This is a genomic window from Parvimonas sp. oral taxon 393 str. F0440, from assembly GCA_000223315.2.
Taxonomy (GTDB): Bacteria; Bacillota; Clostridia; order Tissierellales; family Peptoniphilaceae; genus Parvimonas.
Map to the genome: position 1 here is coordinate 218,219 of AFUS01000005.1, position 13,535 is coordinate 231,753.

Annotated in this window: 12 protein-coding genes and 1 CRISPR repeat array; all 12 genes read right to left on the minus strand. The window is 25.1% G+C overall.

All coding sequences use genetic code 11. The features are described from left to right. Window positions 1-125 precede the first annotated feature (125 nt). A complete protein-coding gene (locus HMPREF9127_RS05440) occupies window positions 126-611 on the minus strand; it encodes a hypothetical protein (protein WP_009448553.1) in 486 nt (161 codons plus the stop codon). A 100-nt stretch (window positions 612-711) separates the two neighbouring features. Then, window positions 712-1,272: a hypothetical protein gene (locus tag HMPREF9127_RS05445; RefSeq protein ID WP_009449142.1), complete on the minus strand. Its 561-nt coding sequence runs from the start codon at window positions 1,270-1,272 to the stop codon at window positions 712-714. A 214-nt stretch (window positions 1,273-1,486) separates the two neighbouring features. Then, a CRISPR array of direct repeats spans window positions 1,487-5,728; the repeat unit is 30 nt; unit sequence ATTTACATTACAGTATGTTTCTATTTAAAC. Between the two features lie 364 nt (window positions 5,729-6,092). Then, window positions 6,093-6,845, minus strand: coding sequence for a DUF4795 domain-containing protein (locus HMPREF9127_RS05450; protein ID WP_009448556.1), 753 nt, complete (start codon window positions 6,843-6,845; stop codon window positions 6,093-6,095). Further along, window positions 6,846-7,571 (minus strand): hypothetical protein, encoded by a 726-nt coding sequence (locus HMPREF9127_RS05455; RefSeq protein ID WP_218015499.1) that lies wholly within the window; start codon window positions 7,569-7,571, stop codon window positions 6,846-6,848. 219 nt (window positions 7,572-7,790) lie between these two features. After that, on the minus strand, window positions 7,791-8,036 hold the full coding sequence (locus tag HMPREF9127_RS05460) for a hypothetical protein (RefSeq protein ID WP_009449093.1): 246 nt from the start codon (window positions 8,034-8,036) through the stop codon (window positions 7,791-7,793). A gap of 58 nt (window positions 8,037-8,094) precedes the next feature. Next, window positions 8,095-8,787, minus strand: a complete 693-nt coding sequence (locus HMPREF9127_RS05465; RefSeq protein ID WP_009448857.1) for an RAMP superfamily CRISPR-associated protein — start codon at window positions 8,785-8,787, stop codon at window positions 8,095-8,097. An 80-nt stretch (window positions 8,788-8,867) separates the two neighbouring features. Further along, complete coding sequence (locus tag HMPREF9127_RS05470; protein ID WP_009448596.1) at window positions 8,868-10,805, minus strand: Cas10/Cmr2 second palm domain-containing protein; 1,938 nt, start codon at window positions 10,803-10,805, stop codon at window positions 8,868-8,870. Window positions 10,806-10,808: 3 nt separating this feature from the next. Continuing rightward, a complete protein-coding gene (locus HMPREF9127_RS07530) occupies window positions 10,809-11,027 on the minus strand; it encodes a hypothetical protein (protein ID WP_009448695.1) in 219 nt (72 codons plus the stop codon). 62 nt (window positions 11,028-11,089) lie between these two features. Beyond that, a complete protein-coding gene (locus HMPREF9127_RS07535; RefSeq protein ID WP_482198258.1) occupies window positions 11,090-11,728 on the minus strand; it encodes a DUF6602 domain-containing protein in 639 nt (212 codons plus the stop codon). A gap of 25 nt (window positions 11,729-11,753) precedes the next feature. Beyond that, the gene (gene cas2, locus HMPREF9127_RS05480) at window positions 11,754-12,032 is read right to left on the minus strand and encodes a CRISPR-associated endonuclease Cas2 (protein ID WP_009448575.1); all 279 of its coding nucleotides are present in this window, start codon (window positions 12,030-12,032) and stop codon (window positions 11,754-11,756) included. A gap of 2 nt (window positions 12,033-12,034) precedes the next feature. Beyond that, window positions 12,035-13,048, minus strand: coding sequence for a type I-B CRISPR-associated endonuclease Cas1b (gene cas1b, locus HMPREF9127_RS05485; RefSeq protein WP_009448985.1), 1,014 nt, complete (start codon window positions 13,046-13,048; stop codon window positions 12,035-12,037). Beyond that, complete coding sequence (cas4, locus tag HMPREF9127_RS05490) at window positions 13,036-13,530, minus strand: CRISPR-associated protein Cas4 (protein ID WP_009448852.1); 495 nt, start codon at window positions 13,528-13,530, stop codon at window positions 13,036-13,038. Before cas4 ends, cas1b begins: the two co-directional genes overlap by 13 nt. Window positions 13,531-13,535: the final 5 nt, after the last annotated feature.

Genomic DNA, 13,535 nt, shown 5'->3' on the forward strand with positions numbered 1-13,535 from the left:
ACTATTATATTTTTTAAAAAACTATCAATAATATTTAATCTTGTTCTAATCATAAAAGTATATCTTTTCTATGATCTTATTGATTCAGTTTAAAACAAACTATTCATTATATACTGCCAAATAATTTAATATATAAGTACAATGATTTTAGCTAAAATTAAAGCCACTAAAAATAAAACAGGAATAAAAATAATTCTCTTTTTAATTACATCTAAAACACTAGGTATATATTCACTATCCTCTATGCCTTTGATTTTTAAATTTTTGCTGTTCTTAGTCCATAAAATATCCATAACCGCTCCATCAAAGATATTCCAAGATTGAAGAAAAATATTTAATTGAATAAATGCCTGTTTAAAATCATTGATTTTATTCCACAATCCAACAATTAGTATCAAACTTCCAAACATTAAAATAATAAATAAAGAATAAAATATAACCTTATTTCTTTTAACTGTTTTATAATCTGTATAACCAAATTCAACAACCTTATCTATAACGGATTTAGGATAAAAATATACAATATTAATCGCATTACCTCTATATGACAAAGCTACTAATAATGTGAATAATAAGCAATATAAAATTACTTGTAAAAATAAAATATCCATTTTAACATAGCCCCTCCTATATATGTTAAAATACTTAGTGCAATCGGAAAATATAGTTGCTCCTATAGTACACCCTGCTCTAATTCCAAACTTAATTTATTTAACCTTTAATAAATGACTCTTTTATTTCAGACAATTTTTTTAGCTTTTTTTCAAATACCACTTCATTCATCCCATTTTTAATTGCAATCTCATAATAATCATTGAATTCAGGATGATTATTTTCTTTTACAACTGCTAAAAGTTCTGCAAAATATCCCCAAGCATTATTGAAACTTTTTGTTGAACTATAATCTTCTCTTTTTGGCATCCACTGTAGCTTTACAAAGAATTTATTCAGTATCCTACTCCAAGTTTCTACATCATTATCATAACAAAAAAACTTTGTCTCAAACAGACTGCCAAAACGCCTGTCCCAAAATTTTACATTGTCAGGCAAATACCATATATCACGGCATATCAATTCCTTTATTATTCTTTCAAGTATTTCAGCAGGAAAACCACCTACACAATCATAACTTCCAGCAACTGAAGTATGTGTAGCTTCCTCTTTAAGTTCTTCATAAGCTGTACTGCTATCAAGTAATAATAAAGCAATTTTAGCCCTATGTCCAAATGTTTTTCCCGCACTTAGTATTTTGTACTTATTAAATTCGTTCATAAGACAGACCTCCTAAAACTTTATAATAATGTTGTATCAAACAATACAAAGGAAACATTTATTATAATTAGTTTTGTAGTTTTTTATATTATAGCATAATTGCTAATCAAAATACAGAAATAACTCTATTAGGATTAGCAATATAGTAATGACATTTTCACTACTCACAAACAAGACTTGAATCGCCATCTCAATGTCAAAAATATAACTATCCTACGAAATTACAGTATGTTTCTATTTAAACTCATATCACGCAAACGGGCTAGACTATGTACCACATGAATTTACATTACAGTATGTTTCTATTTAAACCACTATATTACACATGTTGGCATATATATATATAGGAAAATTTACATTACAGTATGTTTCTATTTAAACAAAACTCTACAATTCCTACTTTTGGTGTTCCATCATTTACATTACAGTATGTTTCTATTTAAACTCAGCAGTTGTTGCAAGTGCGACAGGTCGTACAAATTTACATTACAGTATGTTTCTATTTAAACTATATTCAACACCTTTTACGGTCCAAATTTCAAAATTTACATTACAGTATGTTTCTATTTAAACGACGGAGAGCAAATCGGGGAAACCACTTATAACTCATTTACATTACAGTATGTTTCTATTTAAACTAAAAAATGCGGGAACGAAGAATACTTTTATGAAAATTTACATTACAGTATGTTTCTATTTAAACTATCTCAGAAAAGATATTGAAAAGAATTTACTTTTATTTACATTACAGTATGTTTCTATTTAAACTTTGGAAATTATTATTTTGTTGAAACCAAAGCACCAAATTTACATTACAGTATGTTTCTATTTAAACTTCAGGTGTTGACAATGCGATAACATCAAAAGTAATTTACATTACAGTATGTTTCTATTTAAACAATTTATCAGCTCAACTTATTGATACTTTTAATACATTTACATTACAGTATGTTTCTATTTAAACAACAGGAGCATATGTAATAGAGGATAAAGATGTAGCATTTACATTACAGTATGTTTCTATTTAAACAAATAAAGCACATATACTAAAGTTGTTCCAATCCCCTCATTTACATTACAGTATGTTTCTATTTAAACCTATCAACAACACCTTTAACAACTCCATATGCGGCTTCAATATTTACATTACAGTATGTTTCTATTTAAACAGATCTTTTTCCTTTTCTTTTTCTTGAAACTACCATATTTACATTACAGTATGTTTCTATTTAAACGCTTTAAAAAGTATCTCTGTATTTTTTTCGATACAATTTACATTACAGTATGTTTCTATTTAAACGTAACAATTTTTTAACAGAAATCAGCAACTATCAAATTTACATTACAGTATGTTTCTATTTAAACGGAGATAACATACTCCCTTTTTTTACTTAGAACTAATTTACATTACAGTATGTTTCTATTTAAACCTTTAGCTTAAGAGCTGTTAATACTAAAAATCCAAAAACATTTACATTACAGTATGTTTCTATTTAAACTGAGTATATTACTATGAAAGAAAAACCCTTATTACATTAATTTACATTACAGTATGTTTCTATTTAAACAAAGAATTTTTTTTGCAAGATTTTTAAATCGTGAAATATTTACATTACAGTATGTTTCTATTTAAACAGTAAAAGAAAGTTTAAAAACTTTTAATCTTGACAATTTACATTACAGTATGTTTCTATTTAAACGCTGCTTGGGGAATTGTTAAGGTTGCAAGTATAATTTAATTTACATTACAGTATGTTTCTATTTAAACCGTGTAGAAGTTTTATATCTTGATGATTTTCTACAATTTACATTACAGTATGTTTCTATTTAAACCTAGAAGTGTGGAAGAAGCAAGAGAAATTATAATAAATTTACATTACAGTATGTTTCTATTTAAACCCATTGCAACATTATAGAAGTGTGTTACGATAGCATTTACATTACAGTATGTTTCTATTTAAACGCTGCTTGGGGAATTGTTAAGGTTGCAAGTATAATTTAATTTACATTACAGTATGTTTCTATTTAAACTATGATAGACATTAAAGTAATCGGTTCAGGTAGTAGATTTACATTACAGTATGTTTCTATTTAAACTTGAAACTTTAACAAAAAACGAGAAAACTATTATTGATTTACATTACAGTATGTTTCTATTTAAACGCATCCTTTAAATGATGATAATATTGTTGCGAAAAGATTTACATTACAGTATGTTTCTATTTAAACAGCTATATCCGTTTCGACATAGATGGTATGGAAATATTTACATTACAGTATGTTTCTATTTAAACTCTCCATTTTCATTATCCAACATCAAGTTATAAACATTTACATTACAGTATGTTTCTATTTAAACGTGGGTAAAATATTGTAATACCTTTGTTGTAATATCATTTACATTACAGTATGTTTCTATTTAAACTGGCACATAATATACAAGATTTAATAGGTGCATTATTTACATTACAGTATGTTTCTATTTAAACAAAACAACAATATTTGATGCTTATAGCTGGCTTTTGATTTACATTACAGTATGTTTCTATTTAAACTTTGATAATGTTAAATCTTTTACATTTATAGACATATTTACATTACAGTATGTTTCTATTTAAACTCAAATTTATGCTCTAGCATAATTCAACTCTTAAATTTACATTACAGTATGTTTCTATTTAAACTTTGAAACGAGAAAGTCATATTTTTTAAAAGCCTTTGATATTTACATTACAGTATGTTTCTATTTAAACCGCATAACGAAATACTAAAGCAAGTATTTTCTAAATTTACATTACAGTATGTTTCTATTTAAACTTGAAACTTTAACAAAAAACGAGAAAACTATTATTGATTTACATTACAGTATGTTTCTATTTAAACGCATCCTTTAAATGATGATAATATTGTTGCGAAAAGATTTACATTACAGTATGTTTCTATTTAAACAGCTATATCCGTTTCGACATAGATGGTATGGAAATATTTACATTACAGTATGTTTCTATTTAAACCTCTCTGTCCTGTCTGCTGAAAAATTCATAATTTTATTTACATTACAGTATGTTTCTATTTAAACGGTGGACAGTTTGAAAGAGACAATTTTAGAATTAATATTTACATTACAGTATGTTTCTATTTAAACAATACCTTATAGTGAAGACATTTTGTTGACTGTTAGATTTACATTACAGTATGTTTCTATTTAAACTTCGCCTAATGTTATGAAAATGTATCTATCTTCAATATTTACATTACAGTATGTTTCTATTTAAACTTCTCTTCTTATGATTTCCCATTTTTCTTTTTGCCCATTTACATTACAGTATGTTTCTATTTAAACCATTTCAAAAATGAATCAAGTTATAAGTGAATTTAAATTTACATTACAGTATGTTTCTATTTAAACTCTCTACCTCTGCTCATATTGTCAATTCCACGATAAATATTTACATTACAGTATGTTTCTATTTAAACAAAAAGTGATTTTAGAAGCAATACAAAAGCAAACATTTACATTACAGTATGTTTCTATTTAAACTGAAAAAGCTGTCAATGATATTTTAAAAGCGGAAATATTTACATTACAGTATGTTTCTATTTAAACTTAAAAGGGGCTTTTGCGACGATAGGAACAATAATATTTACATTACAGTATGTTTCTATTTAAACTGATTTTTTGGACCTTTAGCAAAAACTATTCTTCCATTTACATTACAGTATGTTTCTATTTAAACACTTTTACAACCTTTAACTTTTTTGTGTCTATTTTATTTACATTACAGTATGTTTCTATTTAAACTATAATTTTCTTAAAATTGTATTTATATTGTTTCCTTGATTTACATTACAGTATGTTTCTATTTAAACAATATTAATTTTTTACAAAATTAATATTATTAGTATTTACATTACAGTATGTTTCTATTTAAACCAAGAAAGTTACGGTAAAGAGCCTGACATTTTCCATTTACATTACAGTATGTTTCTATTTAAACACTCTTGGAAATGGAATAAAGACTGCCGCTAAAGTATTTACATTACAGTATGTTTCTATTTAAACGATATTTTATAATAACAAAAATAAAAAATAGAAAGAATTTACATTACAGTATGTTTCTATTTAAACTTTTTCAGGCTAGTGAAAGCAAGTATGACGGAAAAATATTTACATTACAGTATGTTTCTATTTAAACCGGAGCATGATGTTTATCTTGAGCCGTTCTTTGGTATTTACATTACAGTATGTTTCTATTTAAACGCAAGACTAGCAAAGCCAACAAAAGAAGTTGCAAAATTTACATTACAGTATGTTTCTATTTAAACTTTTGTGCCATTTGTGCAATGCCTAAAACAACAGCATTTACATTACAGTATGTTTCTATTTAAACAAAGGCAAAAAATAATCTTGATGAAGAAAAGATAAATTTACATTACAGTATGTTTCTATTTAAACAGGTAGCTCTGTACATATTGAAAATACTACCATTAATTCGAAAATTCTGTCTACCTACAAAATTTTTTTGAAATTTTACACTAAATTTTTTAACCAAAACAGAATTACTTGAAATTTTAACATTTTTTTAATCTGTCGAACCTCCAGTAAATTTCACATACTGAAGGTTGACAAATCATCTTTTTTAATAATTTTACTATCCTTAGTTTAATATATTGAAATTCAAATTATTCAATTATATTTAATTCAATCAATCCGTATGGTAGCATTGTTTTTTCATCAATATAAAATCCATTTTGCACATTATTATTTTGATTAAGCTCAGATAGACTACCTAAAATTCCCTTATAACCACCTAAAAATACTATATTTTATTATTTTGTATTTGTTGTATTAGTTTTTGAATATTATCTTTAATCTTTTTCAATTTTTCTAAATAATTTTCATTATCTTTACTTTTTTCTACCTGATCTTCTAATTTTCTATCCTCTATCCAAGACTCAATATTTGTTATCCTTCTTTCTATTTCTTCCATATAATTATTTAATTTATTTTTAGTACTTTCAAAACTATCTTCTAATTTGTTTTTGAAGTCTACAGATACGTCACATCTAAATAAGACTTCAGTTTCAAATTTTTTTCCACTTCCAATCATCTCTATAGCTACACTAGGAAAAAAGGTTTCAAATTTTGGGGTTTTATAAATAGTCTTTTGCTTATTATCTTTATTTTTCTTCTTGTCGTTTTGATATAAGTATTGAAATTTATATAAATTTTTTAATTCTATATTTTCATTACTAATCTTAATATCTTGAAATAAAATGCTACTTCTAAAGCTATTGTCATCTTCATTTTTTGTACCCGATAATAATGCTCCTTTTAAAGAAGATGCTGGAATATAATACTCTTGTGCATATAAAAATTCATTTTCAGGTAATAAATCTCTCTCTTCATAACTATAAAAAGGATAAATAATATTTATATTATCAATATTTACTATGTTTGAATTTTTTATATTTTTCTTAATATTTTTATAGTCAACACCCTTGTACAATGCTTTTTCCATTCTAGGAGATAAAATCAAGGATGAAATAGTTGTAATTTTAAGTTTCACCATTTACACCTCCAATTTAATAAGATAAGAGTTACCAAAAATAATTGCATTTTTCTTATATAAAGGATTATATTTACTATTATCTATACTTTTCCCAACTTTATATAATTCTGTTTTATCTTCTTTTACTTTAATAACACTCCCTGCAGTTACAAAACTAATTACTTTAGATATTTCATTTTCTATTTCAAAAGGCTTTCTGTCAGATGTATATATATCTAAAACTGAATTATTCTCATCAATATTATCAAAATTTGGTAATAAAACTCCAATATTAAGATAATTTGCATTTGTAGATGATATCTCCTCATCTTCTTCGCTTATAATTTCAATATTATGAATACTGTACTCATTATAACCCGAGCTTCCTTTCCCTCCTAAAAAACATGGAATTTCAGATTTATCACCTATTGTCTTCTGTTCAGAAATACTATTTTTCATATATTTCAAAATATTTGAAATACAAGTTCCTTCCATTACCTTAACAAAGAAACTAAATTCTTTTACAAAATTATCTTCTTTATCTACAAAAGAAAGAATAGGTAAAGAATATGCAACATTTGGTAATCCTGGAAGTTCTTTAATTTGATTTTCTAAACGAAATTTTTGAATGAAAGTTTGATTTTTCTTTATATAATTAAAATTTTTCATCTTTTTTACATTAATTATTTCTTTACTTTCTGAAAGTATCAAAAAATCATTCAATTGACATCTCTCAATAAAATCCATATTTTTAATAGATTCATAGATATTTTTAGCAGATAAATTATTTATATTTTCAGATAAACTATTATATTTATTTTTTATTTTATCTAATTCTAATTTTAAATTATTTATTTCATCATTTAATTTTTCTTCTCTTCTTTATTTAATTCGATACTCTCATTTTTTTTTATATTATTTTTGCTTATTAATTCTTTAACTATCGATTTGCTTTCAATATTTAATTCATTTTGTTCTTTTCATATTCTTTAATTTTTCCTGATTTTCAGCTAACTTACATTCTAAGTTTTGAAGAATAAACGCTTTAGGTGTAGGATAATACCCAGTAGGCATTAAATTTGAAATCATACATTTTTCTTTCTTTTCCTTAACCCCTTTTACAAATATGCTAATCTCATCTTCAGTGCAACATTTCTTAGAACTGTTAATTAAAAAACCAAAAAGTCTTTGAGAATCAGGTATAGTTGTCATTTCTCCTATTTTTTCAATTTAACTTCATATGTTATCATTTCATTCATCCTTTTTTATTCTAATCAATTATTTCTACTTTTATTTGTCCATATCCTCTTGACTTTGAGTTGCCAATTCTATACAATCCACAATTAAATTCTTTCAATACTTTTTCAAGCTCATCTTTTATTAATCCTTCTTTTGAAGAATCTTCTCTTTCCATAGAAAATGGATTATAGAATCTAATAATTCCTTCAAACTCAACACCGGGTTTTATAACTTTATAGGTTCTTGGATTACTAAATATATTTCCGTCTTTTTCTTCCAAACTATTTTTTGTATCTATTAAAAAATAATCTTCTTTTCTATTCTTACATTTTGATACCCTAAAATCAGAGCAAAATAATCTAGGCATACCATTAACTCCTTCAATTCCAAAAATATATTCTGATTTGAAATTTTCGTTTTTATACTTTAAATTTGATATTATTTTATTAATTTTTTCAGTCTTATTTATATCTTCATTCTCATATTTCTTTAAAGTTTTTTCAATAACAGATTTTATATATCCAGTAGTATCTTCCATTTTATATTGATATTTTTCTCTAATTAAATTACGCAATGCTCCTTTAAAAGCTGAACCATGAATAATTGGGTTCCCTTTTTCATCTGTAGTTGTTGACTGATCAACTCCTCCTACGGAAAAACTTTCCGTTTGGTTTCCAATTAAACAACAAGAAACTGTAGTTATTTTTATTTTAATTTCAAACATAATTTCATCCTCCTTTATTTTTCTATAAAATATTATACTCTATTTTTGTTTATATATTATTTTCTATATATGATAATATTTTAAATTCGTTTATTGTTGTGGTTTTTCTTAGAATTTTTTTCTATCGTTTTTAAGATAATTCTTTGTTCATTATATTTAAAAAGTAGTATAAGTTTATCCAACCATTGTGAATCATTTTTATCTTCAAATTTTTTTCTAAATTTTTCCTCGTCAAAATTCATAGTATGAATGCTATTTTCTTGTTCTGCTTCTTTTTGATTAAAACTGTTATTATAGTTTATAAACATTGTTAGGACTTGTTCTTTTTTCCCCAGTTCCATTAATCTTTTTGCTCTATAAAATATTGCTGGCTCAAAATGTACTGATACATATAATTGTTTCACTATTTTTCCTGTTTTTATAGGGATTTTATTTATAAACAGTTTTTCTATACAATTTTCATTTAACTTGCTTAATAAAAAGTTTATCGGTTTATGAAACATAACTGAACGTATTCTTCTCTTTTGATCAGCTTTAGAAACTTCTTCAGATGAAATGATATATTGATTTGTATTAGTTTCTAAACAATAATTATCTTTTAAAAATAACAGTACTAATTTTAACTTTGGAATTAGGATATTAGCTATTTTTCCGCATTCAAAATATCTTTCAGAAGCTCCTTTTTTATCTTCAAGCAAATGGGATAACCAATAATATTTGAAATATAATTCCTTATTTTCTCCTATGTTATTGATTTCTCCAGCTCTAAGATTTGGCATTAAGAAATACAAAGCATACAACATTTTCCTTTCTTTATCTTCTTCTATTTCCAAATTTATTAGAAAATTATGCAATGCTGTCCTTGAAAATATTTTTTCATCCATCATCTTTTTAAGTTCTCCAAGTTCACTACGAAAGCGGAAAAATGAATCATTTTCTTTGAATCCTAGACCTTCTTTATAAATGAAAAACAGATTGTTTGCCATACATATTCCGACAATAGAGTCAAATGATTTTTTAGTTTTCATACTTATCTTAGCTTTAGATAACTCTTTTTCCACTATTTGCCTATAATATCTTATCGGCTGATGGTTATTAACAAAAGCAACTCCAATCGCTATTGATAATTCTATGTTATTCGAATTGCTTTGCTTTATTTTTAACTCTTCATTAATTTCTTTAATCAAAGTACTTAATATTATTATAGAGTCGAATAGAGCATCAATCCTTACTGCATAAAAAATATCATCTCCCGCGACATAAAATGGAACCATTTTTTTAATTAATTTATCTCCATTATCATTATGTTCTTCAATCATTTTTCTAATATTATTTAAGGAAATTTTTTCTGATAACAACTTACTTAATTGTAAATATTCATCATAATTGTCAATTGCCTCCATTATTCTTCCGAGATTATTAATGTCTGCTTTTACAATAGCAATCTTTCCATTACTACTGTCTGTTTCATGATTTTCGTCCATTACAACTAAATCATCCATATTAGTTAAAAATATATTTTCTTTATCATTTTTAGTTTCAATTAACTCTTTCTGGTTCTTTATTTCTAATTCTGTAAACCTAAATAATACTTCACTATTATCTTTTATAACTTGTGATTTAGTATTATTACTTTTAAGTAACCTTTCTGCTTCTCTTAAAATATTTATACTATCCATTTTATCAACAGAAAAAACTACATAATTCAAAAAAATATTTCCCTGATAATCTTCATAAACCTTTTGATATAACTCTTTTAACTTAATTTTAATATCTTCTTTTGATAATTCACAACAAAAAACTACTTTTCCTGAAATCCAAAGAATCTTGTTTTCATCTTCGGACTTAGTATCTTCAAGGTTAAATTTAATTTCAATTTCCTTCAAAATATTGGTTGCAACGTTATTAGATGCAGAAATAATATTTTTAAGAGTTTTTTCATCTGCTTGAGTTTTATCAATCGCCTGAAAAATATATCTCTGAACTTTTTCAACAGTTATTGCTATAATAGTATGCATAAACTATTCCTCCTTTATATCTTTATTAAACATATCTACATAATCTAAATGTGGAAAGAATATTGGATTATTTATTAACATTAAAAGTTGATTGAATTGAAAAATAAATGATAGTAATGTATGATTACCATCAACAACATATGTTTTGCTTTTTAAATCATACTCTTTAAGTTTATTTATTTCTTCATCATTTATAATATAATCTTTTATATAATTTTCCAATTTTTTCTTTTCTTCTTTTAAGTTTTCACCATCTTCTATAAAATTAGTACTATGATTACAATTTAAGAACCAATCAAATAAATTAGTATATTTTTATTATACTTAATATTTAATCTATTTTCTATAGCATTTAATGTAATGTCAAATCCACACTCCATAAAATCACTCTTTCCAATATGACAAAAAATTTTAATCGGAGTTGTACTAGTTTGAGAAGAATATTTTTTATACTTTACACCATAATGTATCCCTTGAACAATCCTCGTTATAGAATTTTTTCCTGTCTTTAAATTATCTATTGAAGAACACCAATCTTTCAAGGCTGCTTTTGTTTTATCTGATTTTGTAATCTTACTTTTACATTCAATAACAGCTGCTACAGCTTCAATAGGAATAAATTTTAAAGTTCCATATCTAAAAATATAAGGAGTATATTGTTCATCATAAACAGCTAAGTCAACTTCTTTGGAACAATGTCCAAAAGAATCCATAATAAAGACTCCTCTTTCAATATTAAATTTTTTTGGTACTAATCTTTCAAATAAATTTTTCCAAATTTCTTCCCTATTGGAACCAAGAGTGGTACCATGCTTACAAGAATAATTTAATTGTGTTACTAACTCTTTTTCTAAATTATCATAATTATCTATGATATGTTGAATATGATTTTTTTGTCCATAACTACCTCCATTATCATATATTTTTTATACTATAAATTTAATTATCTTAAATAAAATTATCTGTAGCTCCGTTGTCTATGCCTAGGATTTCTTTTTCGAGCCATTTTTCGTCTCTACTGTTAAATATTATTAGTGAATCTCTATCTTTTCTTATTATTTTGGCTAATGATTTTTTTAAGGTAAATAGTTGGGATTTGGTTAATTCTCCTTCGAATACCGAATTTTGTACATGAGAGAGATATTTTTTACAAGTTTTGAATGTATCTCTCCACACTTTTGCACCTTTTTCATCAAGCACTATATCATAAACTAATATTATATACATTTCTACCACCAAAGTTTAAAGCTTTCATATTCTTTTTCATTCATTAGATGTTTTACAAGTTTATATGCCTCTAATCTAATTAAATATTTGTAACTTACACTTTTTCCTAAAGTTTTATGCTTTATAGTTTTATTTAATCTATCTTCATATTCTTTTAAAACTATCTGGGAACCTTGTTTTGTAAATTGAAGATAATTTAATCCTTCTATGAAGTGCTTTTCTGTAATTTGCTTTTTATTTAAGAGTGAAAAAATCATTCTATCCCCTATAAGAGGTTTAAATATCTCTGCTATATCAAGCGCAAGTGAAAATCTTCTATCTCCGGGAGAATGTAGATAACTAACAGTAGGATTTAATTGTGTTATGTATATTTGTGAAAGTACAGTCGTATAAATTAGTGTATTTACAAATGAAATTAAAGTATTTATTAAATTATCCGGTGGACGCTTTACTCTTTTTTCGAAATTTATTTCTTTATCAATAATTGTATTCCATGAGTCATAATAAACTTTATGAATATTTCCTTCTATCCCCATAAGTTCAGAAATATTGGTTTGTAAATCAATATGTCTTTTTAAATTTGAAATAATCTCAATAAATTCTTTTACATTTTTCCCTCTTTCATTATAGTACCTTAAGTTTCTTAAAATTCCCTCTGTTGCTCCCTTAACAAATTCTTTTGCTAGAACAAGTCTTTTATCGTCATTAGAAAAGTATTCTACCTGTTTTACGAGTAATTTACCTGAAATATTTTGTTCTTTTGGATAAAAACTGCCTGTATAAAAATTATAATAGTTAAAAAAATGTACAGATATTCCGTATTTTGAAAGCATATTTATCAAACTCGTATTAAAGCCCATTTCAGTCATAACATAAATATCTGAAACAGTTTCTATTGGAATATCTTTTTTATTTCCGTTGTTCGTACAAATCTGTAAAGTATTATCTTTTCTTTTTAAATCTGATTCAGAATATATAAAATAGCTTTTTTCATAACTCCTCCCTATATTAGACATATATCACAATATGCACAATTTTTACATAATTTTATCTTTTTAAATTCAGGGGGCTTTTCACTTTCAACCAAAGTTCTTATTTCTTCCAAAATTTTTGGTATTTTTTCAAAATCTTCCAATTCCAATTTAATTATCTTACTCTTTCTTAGAAGAGGATAGTCCAAAACTCCCGTAATGTCTTTAACTCCTTCATTATGTAAAATCCAAAGATAATATTTTATCTGTTCAATAGAGGCTTCCTCCATTACTTTACTCTTTTTTACTTCATGAATTATATTTTTATCTTTTATATAATCTATATTTATAATATTTTTTACATTAATATGCTTTTCTTCTCCACTATAAAATTCTTCATCAATGGATTTTCCTATTGAAACATCTTCATTTGTATGCTCCATTGTAATCCCATTATAAAAATACCAAAGTTTCCTTTTACAAACAAAATTGTAATAAACCATTATCCCCGTAATTTCTCTATCCATAAAAT

Excerpts from the sequence above, each read along its gene's own strand:
- cas1b (WP_009448985.1), bottom strand. The coding sequence starts at position 13,048 with ATGTCTAATATAGGGAGGAGTTATGAAAAAAGCTATTTTATATATTCT.
- HMPREF9127_RS05470 (WP_009448596.1), bottom strand. The coding sequence starts at position 10,805 with ATGCATACTATTATAGCAATAACTGTTGAAAAAGTTCAGAGATATATT.
- HMPREF9127_RS05460 (WP_009449093.1), bottom strand. The coding sequence starts at position 8,036 with ATGACAACTATACCTGATTCTCAAAGACTTTTTGGTTTTTTAATTAAC.
- HMPREF9127_RS05440 (WP_009448553.1), bottom strand. The coding sequence starts at position 611 with ATGGATATTTTATTTTTACAAGTAATTTTATATTGCTTATTATTCACA.
- HMPREF9127_RS05465 (WP_009448857.1), bottom strand. The coding sequence starts at position 8,787 with ATGTTTGAAATTAAAATAAAAATAACTACAGTTTCTTGTTGTTTAATT.
- HMPREF9127_RS05455 (WP_218015499.1), bottom strand. The coding sequence starts at position 7,571 with ATGGATTTTATTGAGAGATGTCAATTGAATGATTTTTTGATACTTTCA.
- HMPREF9127_RS05450 (WP_009448556.1), bottom strand. The coding sequence starts at position 6,845 with ATGGTGAAACTTAAAATTACAACTATTTCATCCTTGATTTTATCTCCT.
- cas2 (WP_009448575.1), bottom strand. The coding sequence starts at position 12,032 with ATGTATATAATATTAGTTTATGATATAGTGCTTGATGAAAAAGGTGCA.
- HMPREF9127_RS05445 (WP_009449142.1), bottom strand. The coding sequence starts at position 1,272 with ATGAACGAATTTAATAAGTACAAAATACTAAGTGCGGGAAAAACATTT.
- cas4 (WP_009448852.1), bottom strand. The coding sequence starts at position 13,530 with ATGGATAGAGAAATTACGGGGATAATGGTTTATTACAATTTTGTTTGT.